Below are 19,019 nucleotides of genomic sequence, written 5' to 3'. Positions count from 1 at the left end.
CCGGCACCAATGAGTTCAACGCTCGACCCGGCTCCCACGAGCACCCGATCCCCGGACACGAGCCCCCGCTTTCGTGCCTTCACCCCCCGTGACCTCGACGGCCTGCTCCAGCGGGTGTCGCTGCCGCCCGACGAACGCCTCGCCCTGCGGGCCGTGGCCGCCGTCCTGCCGTTCCGCACGAACAGCTACGTGGTCGACGAGCTGATCGACTGGACGGCCGTGCCCGACGACCCGATCTTCCGGCTGACGTTCCCGCAGGCCGAGATGCTGCCCGAGTCCGACCTCAAGCAGATGACGGACCTGCTCCGCCACGAGGCCCCGAAGGCCGAGGTGCTGCGCGCGGCCCACGAGATCCGGATGAGGCTCAACCCGCACCCCTCCGGTCAGCTCGACGCCAACGTCCCCGTGCACGAGGGGCGCCGCCTCACCGGCCTCCAGCACAAGTACCCGGAGACGGTGCTGGTCTTCCCGCGCCAGGGCCAGACCTGCCACGCCTACTGCACGTACTGCTTCCGCTGGCCCCAGTTCGTCGGCGAGTCCGACCTGCGCATCGCCACCGACGACATCGCCGCCACGTCCGCCTATCTGCGCGCCCACCCCGAGGTCACCAGCACACTGATCACGGGCGGCGACCCGATGGTGATGAGTACCGAGGTGCTGCGCCGTTACGTCGAGCCGCTCCTGGAGATCGACACGGTCCGCTCGATCCGCATCGGGACCAAGTCGCTCGCCTTCTGGCCGTACCGTTTCCTCACCGACCGCGACGCCGACGACCTGCTGCGGCTGCTGGAGAAGGTGGTGGCGAGCGGCCGGAACCTCGCCCTGATGGCCCACTTCACGCACCCGCAGGAGCTGCGGCCCCCGGCCGTGCGCGCGGCGATGCGCCGGGTGCGCGACACGGGGGCCGTGATCCGCTGCCAGGGTCCGCTGGTCAGGGGGATCAACGACAGCGCGGAGGCGTGGGCCGAGCTGTGGAACGAGACGACCGCGCTCGGGGCGGTCCCGTACTACCAGTTCGTCGAGCGGGACACCGGCCCGCAGGGCTACTTCGGGGTGCCGCTGGCCCGCTGCCACCAGATCTTCCGCGACGCCTACGCCCAGGTGTCCGGCCTCGCGCGGACCGTGCGCGGCCCGGTCATGTCGGCGATGCCCGGCAAGGTCTGCGTGGACGGGACGGCGGAGGTGGCCGGGGAGAAGGTCTTCGTGCTCCACCTCATCCAGGCCCGCGATCCGGACCTGGTGGGGCGCCCGTTCTTCGCCGCCTACGACGAGCGCGCCACCTGGTTCAGCGACCTAAAGCCGGCTTTCGGCGCGAGCCGGTTCCTGCCCGGGCTCGACCTGGTGTGACACCGGCTGAGCCGAAGCCGATCTAGTCCTCACGCACAGCGACACACTTGGTCGTCCGACCGACGTGTCAACTCACCTGATGCCGCCAATCCCTGGAAGGACGCTGCCGTGAATCTGTCGTCAGCCCAGCTGGGCGTAACCGCTGTCTGGCTACTCGTCGCTGTCCTGCTTGCCATAATCGTTGCACTCGTTGCATCGCTCCTGAAGATCAAAGAGGGTGCCGGGGTCACCGCCATCGTCACCTCTGCGGCTGTCGCTTTCGGGGGCGCGATGGGTCTGCTCGTGGTGACGTTCAGCGCTGTGGGTCTGTTGCGAGGCTGATCTCTGTCTGGGCGGACGCCGGGTTGTTCGTGCCCGAGGCTGCCTTCGGGGTAAGGGCCAGGTAGGCGGCGCCGCCGACCAGGCCCGACAGGATGAAGCTACATCCACCCCGCCCGTCAGGGACAGCAGCGGGCCCTCGTAGGAGGGCAGGGAGACGGCCAGCAGGCCGACGACGGCGCCCAGCGCCCAGGACGCGGTGGCCCGGACGTTCCAGCCGGACCGGTACCAGTAGACGCCGCCGCGGGAACGGCGGTTGAAGACCTGGAGGGCGTCGGCGTCGTAGATCCCGCGGCAGCGGACGAAGCCGATCAGGGTGATGACCGCCCACGGGGTGCCGATCGCGGTCAGCAGCAGCACGAACGACGTCATCGCGGACTGGGCGTTCCAGGCGTAGTGGCCGACGAACACGCAGAGCATGGCGACGACGGCGACGGCGCAGGTGGCGCGGGCGCGCGAGGCGCGGGGCAGGATCGCGTCGAGGTCGAGGCCCATCGAGTAGAGCATCAGGCCGGCGTTGCCGACCGAGCCCGCCGAGGCGGCCAGCAGCAGCGGGATCAGGTACCAGGTGGGGGACGCCGAGACCAGCGGTCCCGCGTAGTCGAGGGCCGCGCGGGCCCCGTACGCGGTGAAGGTGCCGAAGAGCTGGGGGACCAGCAGACCGGCGATCAGGCCGAGCCAGGTGCCGTGCAGGACCGTGCGGGAGGAGTGGCGCTCGGGCGATATGTAGCGGGTGTAGTCGCCCAGCAGCGTGATGAACGCGATCGGGCCCGACAGACCGGCCGCGACGGCCGCGAGCAGCCAGGTCGGCCAGTAGGAGCCGAGCAGGTAGCCGCCGGCCTCCGGGAGCGCGGCCGTGCTGAAGTGCGGGGCGTACGCGACCACGCCGGCCACCAGCAGGGCCGACATGCCGATGGCGAGGGCGCGGGACATGGCGAGCAGCACCCGGTAGCCGTAGACGGCGCCCGCGACGGTGGCGGCGGCCAGCACCGTGTACACCACGGCGTACGACAGCCCGTCCGCGTCGAGGCCGAAGAGGCGGCCGAGGACGCCGACCATCACGTCGCCGCCGATCCACACGGTCAGCGCGGTGTAGCCGAGCGCGAGGAGCAGGCCGACGACAGAGCCGACCAGTCGGCCGCGCACGCCGAACTGCGCGCCGGAGGAGGTGGAGAGGTTGGTGCCGGTCCGCAGCGAGACCAGCGCCAGCGGCGCGGTGAGCGCCGTCCCGACGACCGTGCCTGCCACGATCGAGCTGATCGAGGACCACCAGTCGAGCCCGAACGAGGGCGGCAGCCAGCCGAAGATGATCACCCCGAGGCAGAGGTTGGAACCGAGCAGGATCGACACGAGGTCGCGCGGCCCGCTGGTGCGTTCCTCGTCCGGAATGGTGTCGACTCCGCGCTGTTCGATCGGCATGGCTGGTCTCCTTCGACGGCCGCCTGGCGTGGTGCGGGAAAGCATCAAGAGTTTGAGCGACGTTCAATGTGACGTCTTCGATGTCCCCTCGTCAATGATTCCCTTCCATGAATCCGGCGTTTAGAGTGATGCTCTAAACGAAGGAAGGCGAGGAGGTGTCGGGGCGTGCGACTGACCCCCACGGAACGTGACCGGCTGCTGCTGTTCTCGGCCGCCGAGCTGGCCCGTGCCCGCCGGGCGCGGGGACTGCGGCTCAACGTGCCGGAGGCCACCGCGCTGATCGCGGACACCGTCTGCGAGGTGGCCCGCGACGGCGGACGGCTGGCCGAGGCCGTCGAGGCGGCCCGGTCCGTCCTCGGCCCGGGCGACGTCCTGCCCGGTGTCGCGGACATCGTCACCGAGGTGCACGTGGAGGCCGTCTTCGACGACGGCTCGCGCCTCGCGGTGGTGAGCGACCCCATCGGCGGCGGCCTCGGCGAGCGGGCGCCCGGCGCCCTGCTCCCGGGCCCGGAGCACGCCGAGCCCGAGGCCGCCGTCCGGCTGACCGTGACGAACACGGCCGCCGTCCCGGTCTCCGTCACCTCCCACTTCCACTTCTTCGAGGCCAACCCGCGCCTCGACTTCGACCGTGCCGCGGCCTACGGCATGCGGCTGGCCGTGCCCGCCGGCTCCTCCGTCCGCTTCGGTCCGGGGGAGAGCGCCGAGGTGGGGCTGCTGCCCATCGGCGGGGCGCGCGTCGCGATCGGCTTCGCCGGTCTCGTCGACGGGCCGCTGGACGCCCCCGGGGCCAGGGAAGAGGCCCTGCGCCGGGCCGCCGCCTGCGGCTACCTCGGCGTACCCGAGACCCGTGACCAGGAGACCGAACGATGAGCCGCCCCGGAGGCCACCCCGCCGAGGCCCGCCGCCTCACCCCCCACGAGTACGCCGCCACCCACGGCCCCCGCGCCGGGGACCGCATCCGGCTCGGCGACTCGGGGCTGACCGTCCGCGTCGAGTCCGACGCCCAGCTCCCCGGGGACGAGTTCCTCGCCGGATTCGGCAAGACCGCCCGCGACGGACTGCACCTGAAGGCCGCCGCCGTCCGCGAGACCTGCGACGTCGTCGTCAGCAACGTCGTGGTGATCGACGCCGTCCAGGGCATCCGGAAGGTGTCCATCGGCATCCGCGGGGGCCGCATCTGCTCGATCGGGCGGGCCGGCAACCCCGACACCCTCGACGGCGTCGACGTCGTGGTCGGCACCGGCACCTCCATCGTCTCCGGCGAGGGGCTCATCGCCACCGCCGGAGCCGTCGACACCCACGTGCACCTGCTGTCGCCGCGCATCATGGAGGCCTCGCTCGCCTCCGGCGTCACCACGATCATCGGCCAGGAGTTCGGGCCCGTGTGGGGCGTCGGCGTCAACTCGCCCTGGGCGCTGGGCCACGCGTTCTCCGCCTTCGACGCCTGGCCCGTCAACATCGGCTTCCTGGGCCGGGGTTCGTCCTCCCACGCCGCTCCGCTGATCGAGGCGCTCGCCGAGGGCGGGGCCAGCGGCTTCAAGGTCCACGAGGACATGGGCGCGCACACCCGGGCCCTGGACACGGCCCTGCGGGTCGCCGAGGACCACGACGTCCAAGTGGCCCTGCACAGCGACGGGTTGAACGAGTGCCTGTCGGTCGAGGACACCCTCGCGGTGCTCGAGGGCCGCACCATCCACGCCTTTCACATCGAGGGCTGCGGCGGCGGCCACGTCCCCAACGTCCTGAAGATGGCGGGCGTCCCGAACGTCATCGGGTCCTCCACCAACCCCACCCTGCCCTTCGGCCGGGACGCGGTCGCCGAGCACTACGGCATGATCGTCTCCGTCCACGACCTGAAGACCGACCTGCCGGGCGACGCCGCCATGGCCCGCGACCGCATCCGCGCCGGGACCATGGGCGCCGAGGACGTGCTGCACGACCTGGGCGCCATCGGCATCACCTCCTCGGACGCCCAGGGCATGGGCCGCGCCGGCGAGACCGTGCGCCGCACCTTCGCCATGGCCGGGAAGATGAAGGCGCAGTTCGGCGCCCCCGAGGACCACGACAACGAACGCGTCCTGCGCTACATGGCCAAACTGACGATCAACCCGGCCGTCGCGCACGGCCTCGCCCACGAGGTCGGCTCCATCGAGACCGGCAAGCTCGCCGACATCGTGCTGTGGCGCCCCGAGTACTTCGGCGCCAAACCGCAGCTCGTCCTGAAGTCCGGCTTCCCCGCCTACGGCGTCGTCGGCGACCCGAACGCCGCCACCGACACCTGCGAACCCCTCATCCTCGGACCGCAGTTCGGGGCACACGGCGCGACCCCCGCGGAGATCTCCGTGGCGTTCGTCGCGCAGGCCGCGCTCGACCAGGGCAACGACACCATGCCCACCCGCCGCCGCCGCGTCGCGGTCCGCGGCACCCGCGGCATCGGCCCCGCCGACCTGCGCCTCAACTCCCGTACCGGAGCGGTCGACGTGGACGGGGACACCGGACTGGTCACCCTCGACGGCGAACCGCTGCGCTCCGAGCCCGCCGACTCGGTCTCCCTCAACCGCCTGTACTTCTTGTGACCGACACAGCCCACAGCCGACACCGCCCACAGCCGACACCGCCCGTAACCGACACAGTCCGTAACCGACACAGCTCGTAAGGATCCCCCATGTCTGCTGCCGCCGACGGCTTCCGCATGCCCGCCGAGTGGACCCCGCACGAGCGCACCTGGATGGCGTGGCCGGGCCCCAACCCCACCTTCGACAGCCCCGAGGACCTCGCCGCCTCCCGTGCCGCCTGGGCGGCGGTGGCCCGCGCGGTCCGCCGCTTCGAGCCCGTCACCGTGGTGTGCGGCCCGGGCCAGTCCGCGCCGGCCGCCGAACTCCTCGGCCCCGGCGTCGACACCGTCGAGCGGGAACTCGACGACGCCTGGATGCGCGACATCGGCCCCACCTTCCTCACCGACGGGCAGGGCGGACTCGCCGCCGTGGACTGGACGTTCAACGGCTGGGGCGCCCAGGAGTGGGCCCGCTGGGAGCACGACTCCAAGATCGGCGCCGAGGTCGCGGGCCTGGCCGGCGCGAAGACGTACGCCTCCCGGCTGGTCAACGAGGGCGGCGCGATCCACGTCGACGGCGAGGGCACCGTGCTGCTCACCGAGACCGTGCAGCTCGGCCCCGAGCGCAACCCCGGCTGGACCCGCGAGCAGGTCGAGGCGGAGATCCACGCCCAGCTCGGCACCGAGAAGGCCATCTGGCTGCCGCGCGGACTGACCGGCGACTACCCCCCGTACGGCTTCGGCACCCTCGGCCACGTCGACATCGTCGCCGCCTTCGCCCGGCCCGGCGTGATCGTCGCGCACTCCCAGCAGGACCCCGCGCACCCCGACCACGAGGTCAGCCGGGAGGTCATCGGGCTGCTGAGGGCCCAGACCGACGCGCGCGGCCGCGCCATCGAGGTCGTCGAGGTCCCCGCCCCGACCGTCCTGGAGGCCGACGGCCACTGGGCCGACTACTCCTACATCAACCACTACCTCTGCAACGGCGGCGTCGTCCTGTGCGGCTTCGACGACCCGCGCGACGAGACCGCGGCGGACATCTTCCGGCGGCTCTTCCCCGAGCGGACCGTGACCCTGGTGGACGCACGTACGATCTTCGCGGGCGGCGGTGGCATCCACTGCATCACCCAGCAGCAGCCGAAGGTCTGACGACGGGAGTCAGGGATGGCCGGTGCGCGGAGGAACGCGCCACCGCGCGAGGAGGTCCTCGCCGCCGCCATGGAGATGATCGCCGAGCGCGGTCTGGAGAAGCTCACCATGGCGGCGCTCGGCCGTGAGGTCGGCATGAGCAGCGGCCATCTCCTCTACTACTTCCGCTCCAAGGACGAGCTGCTGCTGCGCACCCTGGAGTGGAGCGAGGGCCGCCTCGGCACCGAGCGCGGCCGGCTGCTCGCCGCGCCCACGACCGCCCGCGAGCGCCTGGACGCCTACGTCGACCTGTACGTCCCCGACGGTCACCGGGACCCGCACTGGACCCTGTGGCTGGAGGTCTGGAACCACTCCCAGAGCGCGGACGACGACGCCCGCGAACGGCAGGCCGCCATCGAGGGAGCCTGGCACCGGGACCTCGTCGCGCTGCTCGCCGAGGGCGTCTCGCGCGGCGAGTTCCGTCCCCTCGACGCGGACCGCTTCGGCGCCCGGCTGCGCGCCCTGCTGGACGGCTTCTCCATCCACGTGGCGATCGGCCTGCGCGGCACCAGCCGCGAGCAGGTACTGTCCCACGTGAAGGAGTTCCTCGACACGTCGCTGGGCTGAACGTCCGCCGTCCGTCGGTCACGTAGCCCAGTGCTCGCATCCTGAGACACCGTGTGATCGCGGAGGCGGAATGTGCCAGACTGCCCCCGTGCTCTCGTTCGCCATGATTATTGGCAGCAGGCGCGCCGGTCCGCAGTGACCGCCACGCACGACCAGGTGCGGGCGGACACCGTCGTCCTCGACCCGCGCGCAGACCTCTCGCACCCGCGAGGGGTTTTTCGCGTTTCTGGCCCACCTTCAGCCGGGAGCGCGGCGCGCGCGGGATCATTGGGGACGGTGGAGCCGGTCATTCCGGTAGACCGAGTTTCAATACAGGAGCCTTGAGACCATGACCGAGACCAGCGAAGTCGACGATTCCTTCCACGTCTTCGACACGACGCTGCGCGACGGCGCGCAGCGCGAGGGCATCAACCTCACCGTGGCGGACAAACTGGCCATCGCGCGGCACCTGGACGACTTCGGGGTGGGCTTCATCGAGGGCGGCTGGCCCGGCGCCAACCCCCGCGACACCGAGTTCTTCGCCCGCGCCGCCCAGGAGATCGACTTCCGGCACGCGCAGCTCGTGGCCTTCGGCGCGACCCGTCGGGCCGGCGGCAAGGCCTCGGAGGACCCCCAGGTCAAGGCGCTCCTGGACTCGGGCGCCCCGGTGATCACGCTGGTCGCCAAGTCCCACGACCGGCACGTGGAGCTGGCGCTGCGCACCACGCTGGAGGAGAACCTGGAGATGGTCCGCGACACCGTCTCCCACCTGGTCGCGCAGGGGCGGCGGGTGTTCGTGGACTGCGAGCACTTCTTCGACGGCTACCGCGCCAATTCCGCCTACGCCAAGTCCGTGGTGCGGGCCGCCCACGAGGCCGGCGCCGACGTGGTCGTGCTGTGCGACACCAACGGCGGCATGCTCCCCGCCCAGGTCCAGGCCGTGGTCTCCACCGTCCTGGCCGACACCGGGGCCCGGCTCGGCATCCACGCCCAGGACGACACCGGCTGCGCGGTCGCCAACACCCTGGCCGCCGTCGACGCGGGCGCCACCCACGTCCAGTGCACCGCCAACGGCTACGGCGAGCGGGTCGGCAACTCCAACCTCTTCCCTGTCGTCGCCGCCCTGGAACTCAAGTACGGCAAGAAGGTGCTCCCGGAGGGCGCGCTGCGCGAGATGACCCGGATCTCGCACGCGATCGCGGAGGTGGTCAACCTGACCCCCTCCACCCATCAGCCCTACGTGGGAGTGTCGGCCTTCGCGCACAAGGCGGGCCTGCACGCCTCCGCGATCAAGGTCGACCCGGACCTGTACCAGCACATCGACCCCGAACAGGTCGGCAACACCATGCGCATGCTGGTCTCCGACATGGCCGGCCGCGCCTCCATCGAGCTCAAGGGCAAGGAGCTCGGCGTCGACCTCGGCGGCGACCGCGAACTGGTCGGCCGGGTCGTCGAGCGCGTCAAGGAGCGCGAGCTCAAGGGCTACACCTACGAAGCCGCCGACGCCTCCTTCGAGCTGCTGCTGCGCGCCGAGGCCGAGGGCAGGGCGCGCACCTACTTCGAGGTCGAGTCCTGGCGGGCCATCGTCGAGGACCGCCCCGACGGCAGCCACGCCAACGAGGCCACGGTCAAGCTCTTCGCCAAGGGCGAGCGCATCGTCGCCACCGCCGAGGGCAACGGTCCGGTCAACGCCCTCGACCGCGCCCTGCGCGTGGCCCTGGAGACGATCTACCCGCAGCTCGCCAAGCTGGAGCTGGTCGACTACAAGGTCCGCATCCTGGAGGGCAAGCACGGCACGCAGTCCACGACCCGCGTCCTGATCTCCACCTCCGACGGCACGGGGGAGTGGTCCACGGTCGGCGTCGCCGAGAACGTCATCGCCGCGTCCTGGCAGGCACTGGAGGACGCGTACACCTACGGGCTGCTGCGGGCCGGGGTGGAACCCGCGTCGTGACCGCCCCGAACGCCGGAGGGCGGGGCCGCCCCACCCTCCGGCGTTCACGGCGTCCCTGCTCCTCCGTTCCGCCGGACGGCTACCGCAGCTGCCATTTCTGATTGGCGGCCCCGGTGCAGGACCAGATCTGCGCCCGCGCCCCGTTCGCCGACGAGTTGTCCGTCACGTCGAGGCACCTGTTCGCCGCGGTGTTGACCACAGCACCCGTCGAGGAGTTGTACGACCACCGCTGGGCGCCCGAGCCGTTGCAGTCGTAGAGCTGGACCTTGGCGCCGTCGGAGATCGACCCCGACGTGACGTCGAGGCACTTCCCGAGCGCACGCACCGATCCGTCGGCCCCCACGGTCCAGGACTGCGCCGCGGTCCCGTTGCAGTCGTAGAGCTGCACGGCCGTGCCGTTGGCGTTCGACGCGCCCGCCACGTCGAGGCACTTGCCCGCCAGCCCGACGAACGCCCCCGTCCGACCGTCCCCGCCCGACGGCGTGCCGGACCAGGTGAAGGTCGCCGAGGTCCTGCCGGGCAGCGAGTACGTCGCGTGTTGCCCGCCCCAGTTGACGGTGACCGTCTTCGCCCCCGTGCCGTCGTTGTAGGCGATCAGCGCCTTCGACCCGTCGGGGTTGCGCCAGGCGACGTTCGGGACGGCCGACGACGCGGTGGAGGCGATCCGCTGCGCCCCGGGCCGGACGAACTTCGTCAGGTGCCCCATCGTGTAGTACTCGACCGTGTAGTCGACGGTCCCGCTCGCCCCGTCCCCGTTGTGCACGGTGATCAGTCCGGTGCAGGTGCCGCAGCCCCCGTTGTGCGGACCCTTGTTCTGGTCCACGGCGAGCGACCACTTGGTCACCGACTTCGCCCAGTTGCGGGTGTAGTCGACGATGTTGAGCATGTCCTCGCGCTGCTGGTTCGCGATCCAGGTGCCACCGGAGTGCTCGGTCCCGAAGGCGTCGAGGCCCGGGTACTGGTTGTGCACGCTCGTCTGCTTGGCGATGTCACCGCCGTACCCGTGCCAGGCGATCCCGCCGAAGTTCGGGTGCGAGCGGACCGCCGCGTCGTCGACCGTCGCCGCGGCGTAGGAGTCGTACACGTCCCAGTTCCAGTCGTGGGCGAGCACCTTGGTGGACAGCCCGGCCGCCTGGAGCTTCGGCAGCAGCTCGCTCTTGGTGAAGTAGGCGAGCCCCGAGGCGTTCCAGCTCATCGACGGGTAGCCCGAGCAGCAGGTCGGCTCGTTCTGGGCGGTGACGTACGAGACGGGGACGCCCTGGTCCCGGTACGCCTGGAGGTACTTCACGAAGTACGAGGCGTACGCGCCGTAGTCCTCCGCCTTCAGCCAGCCGCCGTTCAGCGACCCGCTGTCCTTCATCCAGGCCGGCGCCGTCCACGGCGAGGCCATCACCGTCAGGGAGGGGTTGAGCTGGAGCGCCTGCTTCGTGAGGGGCACCACGTCGGCCAGGTCGTGCGCGATGGAGAACTGCGCGAGGTTCGGGTCGCTCTGCCCGGCCGGCACGTCGTCGTAGGTGTAGCCGTAGCGGGCGAGGTCCGAGGCGCCCATGGGGTTGCGCAGGAAGGACAGCCCGATCCCGTCCGTCGGCGAGAACAGCTTGCGCATCGTCGCGTCGCGGGTGCTCTGTGACAGGGCGCCGCTGCTGTTCATCAGCCAGGCCGCGGTGTCGGTGAAGGACGCGCCGCCGCCGGTGAAGGTCTGGTACCGGGTGTTCTCGTCGACGGTGATGTTCTCGCCGTTGCCGCCGCTGCCGGACTGGAAGGCGAACGGCGCCTGGGCCTGGAGCCCGCGCACGACATGGCGTCCGCCGTCGTCGTCCGTCGTCGTGAGATAGGCGGTGACCTGCTCGCCCGCGGCGTGCGCGGGCGCGGCCGCGGTGAATCCCGCGGTGGTGAGCAGCCCGGCGAGGATCAGCCGGGCCGCCCGAATGGATCTCCTCATGGAGCGCCGCCCTTCTGGAGGTGGGGGTGGGTGGCGTGCGAGGCGTGAGTAAATGACGGCTGCGGACCCGCGTCAAGGGGGTGCGCGTTCAGATTCTGAAGGAACAACTGCCCTGATCCGGCCGTGACTTGAGTCTGTACCGGTTCTGGCGTGAAGTCTTGACGGGTTGCCGGGACACCAGTTAACTCACGCCGTGATCTAAGTCGTGAGACCGGAAGGCGCACGAAGAGAACCCGAACGGAAGCAGCACCCCGTCGGACGTACGTCGTCAGAAGAAGCACGTCGTCAGAACCACGTGAGAGTCGAGGGGAACCCCATTGACCGGGCTCGATCGGAATTCCGTACGAAGAACCGCTCTGCTGGCCGGTGCCGCGCTGATCGCCGGACTGCTTCCGCTCGCCTCGGCGGGAACGGCGGCGGCCGATGAACCCGCGCCCGTCCCGGTCGACCGCTTCGAGGGCGAGGTGCCCTTCGCGACCCAGCCCGCCGAGGGCATCTTCACCTGGGGCGGCGACAGCGACGATCCGCCGAAGCTCGCCCTGACCGCGCGGTCCGACGCGCCCGAGGGCGCCAAGGTCCTCACCGGCGACTACGACATCAGCGGCTACGGCGGCTTCACCCACGACTTCGCGGCCGGTGAGCCGGCCCACGACTGGTCCGCGCACAAGGGCATCCGCTTCTGGTGGGACGGCCGGAACACCGGCAAGAAGCTCGCCTTCGAGATCAAGGACGGCGGAGCGAACGGCGAGGCGTCCGAACTGTGGACCACCTCCTTCACCGACGACTTCACCGGCTGGAAACAGATCGAGATCCCCTTCGCCGACTTCGTCTACCGCACGGACTACCAGCCCGTCGGCGGGATCGACCACGTCCTCGGCCTGACCCAGATGTGGGGCTACGCCCTCACGCTCCCGGTCGGCGCCCCGGGACAGTTCGCCCTGGACGACGTCGAGCTGTACGGCAAGGCCGACCAGTCCCTGCGGGCCTCCGTCACCACCGACGCCGCGGTCCACCCGGTACGGGAGGGTGCCACGGCCGCCGTGAAGGTCTCCGTCGCCACCACCGGCTCCGCCCCGATCGACGAGCCCGTGACCGTCGCGTACGAGAGCGCGGGCGGCACCGCCACGCCGGGCCGGGACTACACCCCGGTCCGCGGCGAGATCACCTTCCCGGCGGGCACCGTGTCCGGAGCCAGTCGCACCGTCAAGGTCCCGACCCTGCGCGACAAGTCCGCCGAGGCGGCCGAGACCATCTCGCTCAAGCTCACGGTGACCGGCGCCAAGGCTCCCGCCGAGACCCCGCAGGTCGTCGTGGACGCCCACGGACTGCCGTACCTGGACCCGAAACTGCCCGTGCGGAAGCGGGTCGCCGATCTCCTCTCCCGGATGTCCCTGGAGGAGAAGACCGGGCAGATGACCCAGGCCGAGCGCGGCGCGATCGGCACGGGCGGCGACATCGCCTCCTACGACCTCGGCTCGCTGCTCTCCGGCGGCGGCTCCACGCCGACCCCCAACACCCCCGAAGCCTGGGCGAAGATGATCGACGGCTACCAGCTGCGAGCGCAGGCGACACGGTTCCAGATCCCGCTGATCTACGGCGTGGACGCGGTGCACGGCCACAACAACCTCGCCGGCGCGACGGTCATGCCCCACAACATCGGCATCGGCGCCACCCGTGATCCCGCGCTCGCGGAGCGGACGGGAGCGGTGACCGCGGCCGAGGTCCGCGCCACCGGCATCCCCTGGGACTTCGCCCCCTGCCTGTGCGTGTCGCGCGACGAACGCTGGGGCCGCTCCTACGAGTCCTTCGGCGAGGACCCGGCGCTCGTCGAGTCCATGGAGACGGTGGTCCAGGGGCTCCAGGGCGCCCGCGACGGCAAGGACCTGAAGCGCGGTGACAAGGTCCTCGCCACCGCCAAGCACTTCGTCGGCGACGGCGGCACCGGGTACGGCACGTCCACGACGGGCTCGTACACGGTGGACCAGGGCGTCACCAAGGTCACCCGACAGGAGCTGGAGGCCGTCCACCTGGCCCCCTTCAAGACCGCGATCGACCGGGGCGTCGGTACGGTCATGCCGTCCTACTCCTCGCTCGACATCGTCGGCGACGGCCTCGGCCCGGTGAAGATGCACGCCCGCGCCGACATGATCAACGGTGTGCTCAAGGGCCGGATGGGCTTCGACGGCTTCGTCATCAGCGACTGGAACGCCATCGACCAGCTCCCCGGCGACTACGCCTCGCACGTCCGCACCTCGGTCAACGCGGGCGTGGACATGATGATGGTGCCGTACTCGTACAAGGACTTCCGCACGACGCTCACCGACGAGGTGGAGGAGGGCCGCGTCACCCGGAAGCGGATCGACGACGCCGTCTCCCGCATCCTCACCCAGAAGTTCGAGCTGGGCCTCTTCGAGAAGCCCTACGCGGACACGAGCGGCGCGTCGCGGATCGGCTCGGCCGCGCACCGGGCCGTGGCGCGGCAGGCCGCGGCCGAGTCCCAGGTCCTGCTGAAGAACGCCGGGGGCGTACTGCCCCTGAAGAAGTCCCAGAAGGTGTACGTCGCCGGTTCGAACGCCGACGACCTCGGCAACCAGACCGGCGGCTGGACCCTCACCTGGCAGGGCTCGTCCGGCCCGATCACCAAGGGCACGACGATCCTCCAGGGCATGCGGAACGCCGGCGGTGACGTCACCTACTCCAAGGACGCCTCGGCACCGACCTCCGGATACGACGTCGGTGTGGTCGTCGTCGGCGAGACCCCGTACGCGGAGGGGGTCGGCGACGTCGGCAACGGCAACGACCTGGAGCTGACCGCGGCCGACAGGGCGGCCGTCGACAAGGTGTGCGCGGCCATGAAGTGCGCGGTGCTGATCGTCTCGGGCCGCCCGCAGATCGTCGGCGACCGGCTCGGTGACATCGACGCCCTCGTCGCCTCCTGGCTGCCGGGCACCGAGGGCGACGGCGTCGCGGACGTCCTCTACGGGAGGCGCGCCTTCACCGGGCAGCTCCCGGTCACCTGGCCGAAGTCCCAGTCCCAGCTGCCGATCAACGTCGGTGACGCCTCCTACGACCCGCAGTTCCCGTACGGATGGGGTCTCACGACGCTGACGAAGTCGCCGAGGGGCGGTGCCGCCACGCTGCACGAGCTCGCCCTGGTGGCCGCGGCGGCGGAACGGTCCGGCGCGGACCAGGTCGCCCGCAGGGTCGTGACGAAGGCCCGGCTGCTCGTCCAGCAGAAGATCGGTTCGTCGGTCACCGCGGCGAACGCGGGACACTTCGCGGACGCGGACCACCTGCTGCTGACCGGCCACTACGCGAAGGCGGTGGCCGAGCTGACGAAGGCGTACCGCGCGGGGTGAGGAAGCCGTAGCGCGCGGACCGGGGGAACGGACGGAGGGCCGGCCGGGGCTGAGCATCAGCCCCGGCCGGCCCTCCGTCCGCCTCCGTCCGCCTCCGGCGCCTCCGTCCGCCTCCGGCGCCTCCGTCCGCCTCCGGCGCCTACGGCGTCTGCGGTGCGGCCGCCGGCGCGGCGCTCTCGAGTTCCCTCGCGAGCCTGCGGGCCCGCAGCGCCTTGATCACGGTGTGCACGCGGAACGCGGTGACCGCGAGCACCACGACGCCGAGGAACGCGCCGAAGGCCGATCGGTCCCGGGCCGCGGCGTGGAAGAGGAGGCCGCTGAAGGGGAAGCCGACGACGATGAGCAGCGGTTCGCGCACCCAGAACGGGAGAACGCGAAGGAAGAGTCCGACCATCCGGCCGCTTCATCAGGTTCATGCCATCCTTGGCCGTGACGGAGGCCGCACTTCCGGAAGGTGGAACCGAATCGTTCCATGACGCCGGCCCGGTCCCGCGCGGCGCGACGGACGGGGCGGGTGCCGAGGCGCCGGGCCGGGTCCCGGTCGCGGGGGCGCCACTCTCCCGATGTCCCGTTTCGCTCCGGTTCGGGTAGCTTCAAAAGCATGAGGGCCGCACGCACCCGAGGACGTCCAGGCCTGTTGGTCGCACTGATGCTCGCGGCCCTGGCGATGGTGTGGCTCCCGGCGCCCCGGGCCCACGCCGCCGACGACGTCTCCACCGTGGCGGCGGCCCTGCGCGAGGGGCCCGTCTACGTGGACCCGGCCGCCTCCGGCCAGCTCTCCGCGGCGGAGGCCGACGCCCTCGCCGCCAAGATCAAGAAGGCGGACAAGCCGGTCTTCGTCACGGTGCTCCCCGCGAACTACCCCACCCAGGACCTCTTCCGGAACCTGCGCACCGCCACCGGTATCACCGGCCTCTACGCGATCAGGCTCGGCGACCGCTTCGACGCCCGCGCCGACTCCGTGGTGATGTCCCGCTCGGCCGTGCAGAACCTCGTCACCAGCGTCCAAGGCGTCTCGGACGCGAACACCCAGCTGAACGAGTTCACCGACCGCGCGCTCGCCGGTGTCCACGGTTCGGCCCCCGCGAGCTGGGGCGGTGGCATGGACAGTGGAGGTGTTCCGACGGGAGCGCTGATCGCGGTCGGCGCGGTGGCCGTCGTCGGCGGCGCGGGCGCGTACGCGGTCGTGCGCCGCAACCGGCGCCGCGAGGAGGAGGAGCGGCGGGCCGCGCTGGAGCGGCTCCGCGTGGTCGTGGACGAGGACATCACCGCCTTCGGCGAGGAACTGGACCGGCTCGACTTCCATCCCGCGGAGGCCGGCGCCGACGACGCGATGCGCGCGGACTACGAACGCGCGCTGGACGCCTACGAACAGGCGAAGTCCTTCATGGCCGGGGCCCGGCGCCCCGAGGACGTGCGCGCCGTCACCCAGTCCCTGGAGGGGGGCCGCTTCTCCCTCGCCGTGCTCGCGGCGCGCCGCGAGGGCCGTCCGGTCCCCGAGCGCCGCGCGCCCTGTTTCTTCGACCCCCGGCACGGTCCGTCCGTCGCCGACACGGCCTGGACGCCCGCCGGGGGCGCGCCCCGCGAGGTCCCGGTCTGCAAGGCGGACTGGATGCGTCTCGTCGGCGGCGAGGAACCGGCGGTCCGGGAGGTCGAGACGGAACACGGCCGCCGCCCGTACTGGGACGCGGGCCCGGCGTACGGCCCCTGGGCGGGCGGCTACTTCGGCGGCGGCGTGCTGCCGGGCCTGCTCGTCGGGACCGTGCTCGGCGGCATGATGGCGAGTCCCGGGTACGGAGCCGCCTACGGAACCGGTTACGGCTACTCCGGCGGCGGCCCCGACGGAGGCGACGTCTCCGGTGCCGACTTCGACCCCGGGGACTTCGGGGGCGGCTTCGGTGACGGCGGGGGAGGGGACTTCGGCGGTGGCGGCGGGGACTTCGGCGGCGGCTTCTGAGGGGGACGGCTTCCGCGGGGGCGGCGTACGGGCGGCCCCGGCGCGCACGGGGCGGCCGCGCTCCGCGCGCACGGCGGCGCCGAGCGCCCCTGTGCGGGGGCTCGGCGCCGGGGGAAGCGTGCGGCGACGCGGGGCCTGCGGCCCGGATCTCAGCCGGCGTTCCGGATCGCCGAGATGTCGAAGTTCAGCTTGATCTTGTCGGAGACGAGCACGCCGCCGGTCTCCAGGGCCGCGTTCCAGGTGAGGCCCCACTCGGAGCGCAGGATCTCGGCCTTGCCCTCGAAGCCCACGCGCTCGTTGCCGAACGGGTCCTTGGCCGCGCCGTTGAACTCCAGGTCGATGCTGATCTGCTTGGTGGTGCCGAGGATCTCCAGGTCGCCGGTGATCCGGTAGTCGTCACCGCCGAGCGCCTCCGCCTTGACGGAGCGGAAGGTCATCGCCGGGAACTCGTCGGTCTTGAAGAAGTCGGCGCTCTTGAGGTGGCCGTCACGGTCGGCGGACCCGGTGTCGATGCTGTCCATCTTGATGTCCAGGGACGCCGTCGACCGGGCCGGGTCGGTGCCGTCCAGGTGCAGCGTGCCCTCGAAGTCCTTGAACGAGCCCTTGACGTTGGTCACCATCGCGTGCCGGGCGACGAAGCCGATCGTCGAGTGGGCCGGGTCGATGGTGTAGTCGCCGGTCAGGGCGGCCAGGTCCGGGTTGACGGCGGTGGCCGTGGCGACGGCGGAGGTGTTCTCGGCGGTGTCGGTGGTCTTGCGGCCGAAGATGCCCATCAGATGCTCCTTGGGGGGACGGGCCGAGGTTCAGGGGAGAGCCACGGCGTCATTCTGTTGAATGTTCAACGAGGTCAACACGGGCAACCGTAGACCTATTCCGTTCAAGTTTCAACAGTGTCCGGAGTGTGCTCGGTGCGTGACGGTGGGTCGCGCACCTCCGCCTCGGCGGTGTGTCCGGAGCCCGGAGGCCGCTCCCGCGTGTCCGCGTACAGTCGGCCCGGCAGCGGATGCGGCGCTATGTCCGTGCGGCCGCCGGGGTGGCTCCTCCGGGGTGCGCGGGCCGCCGAACGGGGGGCCGCGTCACTCCGGTGATGGCATGTGCCACTCATGAATATGAGGCGGCACTCGGTGGAACGGTTTGTGAGACCCCCACAAGCCCGAACCCCTCCGGACAGTCGGATCGCCTGCATGTGATGGTGGTTCTGTTCAGGGGCACCAGGAAAACGGTCCGGAGACTGTGCAGAGTCGACGGGCCTGTTTCCTCGGCGGGCTTCGTATGGTCACTACATGACCGTTTTGGACGAGGCCGACACCGCGAACTCCGTGATCCCCACGGGCGAACCGACCGACGCGCGTGGCCGCGTGGCGGAACTGCACGCCATCCGTGCGGAAGCGCTGCGGGGTCCCAGCGAGAAGGCGACCGAGGCGCAGCACGCCAAGGGCAAGCTGACCGCCCGGGAGCGCATCGAGCTGCTGCTCGACGCGGGCTCGTTCCAGGAGGTCGAGCAGCTGCGCCGGCACCGGGCGACCGGGTTCGGCCTGGAGGCCAAGAAGCCGTACACGGACGGTGTGATCACCGGCTGGGGCACGGTCGAGGGCCGTACGGTCTTCGTCTACGCGCACGACTTCCGGATCTTCGGCGGGGCGCTGGGCGAGGCCCACGCCACGAAGATCCACAAGATCATGGACATGGCCATCGCGGCCGGTGCCCCGCTGGTCTCCCTCAACGACGGCGCGGGCGCCCGGATCCAGGAGGGCGTGAGCGCGCTCGCCGGCTACGGCGGCATCTTCCAGCGCAACACCAGGGCCTCCGGCGTCATCCCGCAGATCAGTGTGATGCTCGGCCCCTGCGCCGGCGGCGCCGCCTACTCCCCGGCGCTGACCGACTTCGTGTTCATGGTCCGCGAGACCTCGCAGATGTTCATCACCGGCCCCGACGTGGTCAAGGCGGTCACCGGCGAGGAGATCACCCAGAACGGCCTGGGCGGCGCCGACGTGCACGCCGAGACCTCGGGCGTGTGCCACTTCGCCTACGACGACGAGGAGACCTGCATCGCCGAGGTGCGCTACCTCCTGTCGATGCTGCCGCAGAACAACCGCGAGAACCCGCCGCGCGCCGAGTCCTCGGACCCGGCCGACCGCCGCAGCGAGATCCTTCTGGACCTGGTCCCGGCCGACGGCAACCGCCCCTACGACATGACCAAGGTCATCGAGGAGCTCGTCGACGACGGCGACTACCTCGAGGTCCACGAGCGCTGGGCCCGCAACATCATCTGCGCGCTGGCCCGCCTCGACGGCCAGGTCGTCGGCATCGTCGCCAACCAGCCGCAGAGCCTGGCCGGCGTCCTCGACATCGAGGCCTCCGAAAAAGCTGCACGCTTTGTCCAGATGTGTGACGCTTTCAATATTCCGATCATCACGCTGCTGGACGTGCCCGGG

The 19,019-nt window shown here is 71.2% G+C and carries 13 protein-coding genes and 1 pseudogene; 10 read left to right on the top strand and 4 right to left on the bottom strand.

Translation table 11 applies throughout. From position 1 onward, the window contains the following. Positions 1–9 precede the first annotated feature (9 nt). On the top strand, positions 10–1,347 hold the full coding sequence (locus CW362_RS17785; RefSeq protein ID WP_103550471.1) for a KamA family radical SAM protein: 1,338 nt from the start codon (positions 10–12) through the stop codon (positions 1,345–1,347). Positions 1,348–1,455: 108 nt separating this feature from the next. Next, the gene (locus CW362_RS44545) at positions 1,456–1,668 is read left to right on the top strand and encodes a hypothetical protein (protein WP_240657849.1); all 213 of its coding nucleotides are present in this window, start codon (positions 1,456–1,458) and stop codon (positions 1,666–1,668) included. Here the strand turns inward: CW362_RS44545 and CW362_RS17780 are convergent. Continuing rightward, positions 1,640–3,084, bottom strand: a pseudogene (locus CW362_RS17780) (cytosine permease). The gene CW362_RS44545 and the pseudogene CW362_RS17780 sit on opposite strands and share 29 nt — an antisense overlap. A gap of 165 nt (positions 3,085–3,249) precedes the next feature. Between CW362_RS17780 and ureA the strand changes: the two are divergent. The 5 genes from ureA to cimA all read left to right on the top strand — a co-directional run bounded on the left by ureA (position 3,250) and on the right by cimA (position 9,326). Beyond that, entirely contained in the window at positions 3,250–3,954 is a 705-nt protein-coding gene (gene ureA / locus CW362_RS17775) for an urease subunit gamma (RefSeq protein WP_103550469.1), read from the top strand. Beyond that, positions 3,951–5,660: an urease subunit alpha gene (locus CW362_RS17770; RefSeq protein WP_103550468.1), complete on the top strand. Its 1,710-nt coding sequence runs from the start codon at positions 3,951–3,953 to the stop codon at positions 5,658–5,660. The genes ureA and CW362_RS17770 overlap by 4 nt, the downstream gene beginning before the upstream one ends. Positions 5,661–5,749: 89 nt before the next feature. Then, the gene (locus CW362_RS17765; protein WP_103550467.1) at positions 5,750–6,787 is read left to right on the top strand and encodes an agmatine deiminase family protein; all 1,038 of its coding nucleotides are present in this window, start codon (positions 5,750–5,752) and stop codon (positions 6,785–6,787) included. Between the two features lie 15 nt (positions 6,788–6,802). Beyond that, the gene (locus CW362_RS17760; protein WP_103550466.1) at positions 6,803–7,393 is read left to right on the top strand and encodes a TetR/AcrR family transcriptional regulator; all 591 of its coding nucleotides are present in this window, start codon (positions 6,803–6,805) and stop codon (positions 7,391–7,393) included. 328 nt (positions 7,394–7,721) lie between these two features. Continuing rightward, entirely contained in the window at positions 7,722–9,326 is a 1,605-nt protein-coding gene (gene cimA / locus CW362_RS17750; RefSeq protein WP_103550464.1) for a citramalate synthase, read from the top strand. Positions 9,327–9,405: 79 nt separating this feature from the next. On the opposite strand, the gene CW362_RS17745 is transcribed toward cimA, so the two are convergent. Next, positions 9,406–11,268 (bottom strand): ricin-type beta-trefoil lectin domain protein, encoded by a 1,863-nt coding sequence (locus tag CW362_RS17745; RefSeq protein ID WP_103550463.1) that lies wholly within the window; start codon positions 11,266–11,268, stop codon positions 9,406–9,408. A gap of 317 nt (positions 11,269–11,585) precedes the next feature. On the opposite strand from CW362_RS17745, the gene CW362_RS17740 reads away from it, so the two are divergent. Then, complete coding sequence (locus tag CW362_RS17740) at positions 11,586–14,627, top strand: glycoside hydrolase family 3 protein (protein WP_103550462.1); 3,042 nt, start codon at positions 11,586–11,588, stop codon at positions 14,625–14,627. 139 nt (positions 14,628–14,766) lie between these two features. Here the strand turns inward: CW362_RS17740 and CW362_RS17735 are convergent, their stop codons facing one another. Beyond that, a complete protein-coding gene (locus CW362_RS17735; protein WP_103550461.1) occupies positions 14,767–15,021 on the bottom strand; it encodes a hypothetical protein in 255 nt (84 codons plus the stop codon). A gap of 207 nt (positions 15,022–15,228) precedes the next feature. On the opposite strand from CW362_RS17735, the gene CW362_RS17730 reads away from it, so the two are divergent. Next, positions 15,229–16,584 (top strand): hypothetical protein, encoded by a 1,356-nt coding sequence (locus CW362_RS17730; protein WP_103550460.1) that lies wholly within the window; start codon positions 15,229–15,231, stop codon positions 16,582–16,584. A 149-nt stretch (positions 16,585–16,733) separates the two neighbouring features. On the opposite strand, the gene CW362_RS17725 is transcribed toward CW362_RS17730, so the two are convergent. Continuing rightward, positions 16,734–17,357 (bottom strand): YceI family protein, encoded by a 624-nt coding sequence (locus tag CW362_RS17725; RefSeq protein ID WP_103550459.1) that lies wholly within the window; start codon positions 17,355–17,357, stop codon positions 16,734–16,736. Positions 17,358–17,867: 510 nt separating this feature from the next. Here CW362_RS17725 and CW362_RS17720 point away from each other — a divergent pair. Next, the coding region (locus CW362_RS17720; protein ID WP_103550522.1) for an acyl-CoA carboxylase subunit beta at positions 17,868–19,019 on the top strand (1,152 nt) is incomplete at its 3' end.

Source organism: Streptomyces populi (assembly GCF_002911015.1).
GTDB classification, from domain to species: Bacteria; Actinomycetota; Actinomycetes; order Streptomycetales; family Streptomycetaceae; genus Streptomyces; species Streptomyces populi.
The sequence above is the reverse complement of the archived record's forward strand: the minus strand, read 5'-3'. Positions and strand labels throughout refer to the sequence as shown.

Bases quoted from the DNA above. Each gene is read 5' to 3' on its own strand.
- CW362_RS17785 (WP_103550471.1), top strand. From the start codon at position 10: ATGAGTTCAACGCTCGACCCGGCTCCCACGAGCACCCGATCCCCGGAC.
- CW362_RS17770 (WP_103550468.1), top strand. From the start codon at position 3,951: ATGAGCCGCCCCGGAGGCCACCCCGCCGAGGCCCGCCGCCTCACCCCC.
- CW362_RS17765 (WP_103550467.1), top strand. From the start codon at position 5,750: ATGTCTGCTGCCGCCGACGGCTTCCGCATGCCCGCCGAGTGGACCCCG.
- CW362_RS17760 (WP_103550466.1), top strand. From the start codon at position 6,803: ATGGCCGGTGCGCGGAGGAACGCGCCACCGCGCGAGGAGGTCCTCGCC.
- cimA (WP_103550464.1), top strand. From the start codon at position 7,722: ATGACCGAGACCAGCGAAGTCGACGATTCCTTCCACGTCTTCGACACG.
- CW362_RS17745 (WP_103550463.1), bottom strand. From the start codon at position 11,268: ATGAGGAGATCCATTCGGGCGGCCCGGCTGATCCTCGCCGGGCTGCTC.
- CW362_RS17735 (WP_103550461.1), bottom strand. From the start codon at position 15,021: ATGGTCGGACTCTTCCTTCGCGTTCTCCCGTTCTGGGTGCGCGAACCG.
- CW362_RS17730 (WP_103550460.1), top strand. From the start codon at position 15,229: ATGAGGGCCGCACGCACCCGAGGACGTCCAGGCCTGTTGGTCGCACTG.
- CW362_RS17725 (WP_103550459.1), bottom strand. From the start codon at position 17,357: ATGGGCATCTTCGGCCGCAAGACCACCGACACCGCCGAGAACACCTCC.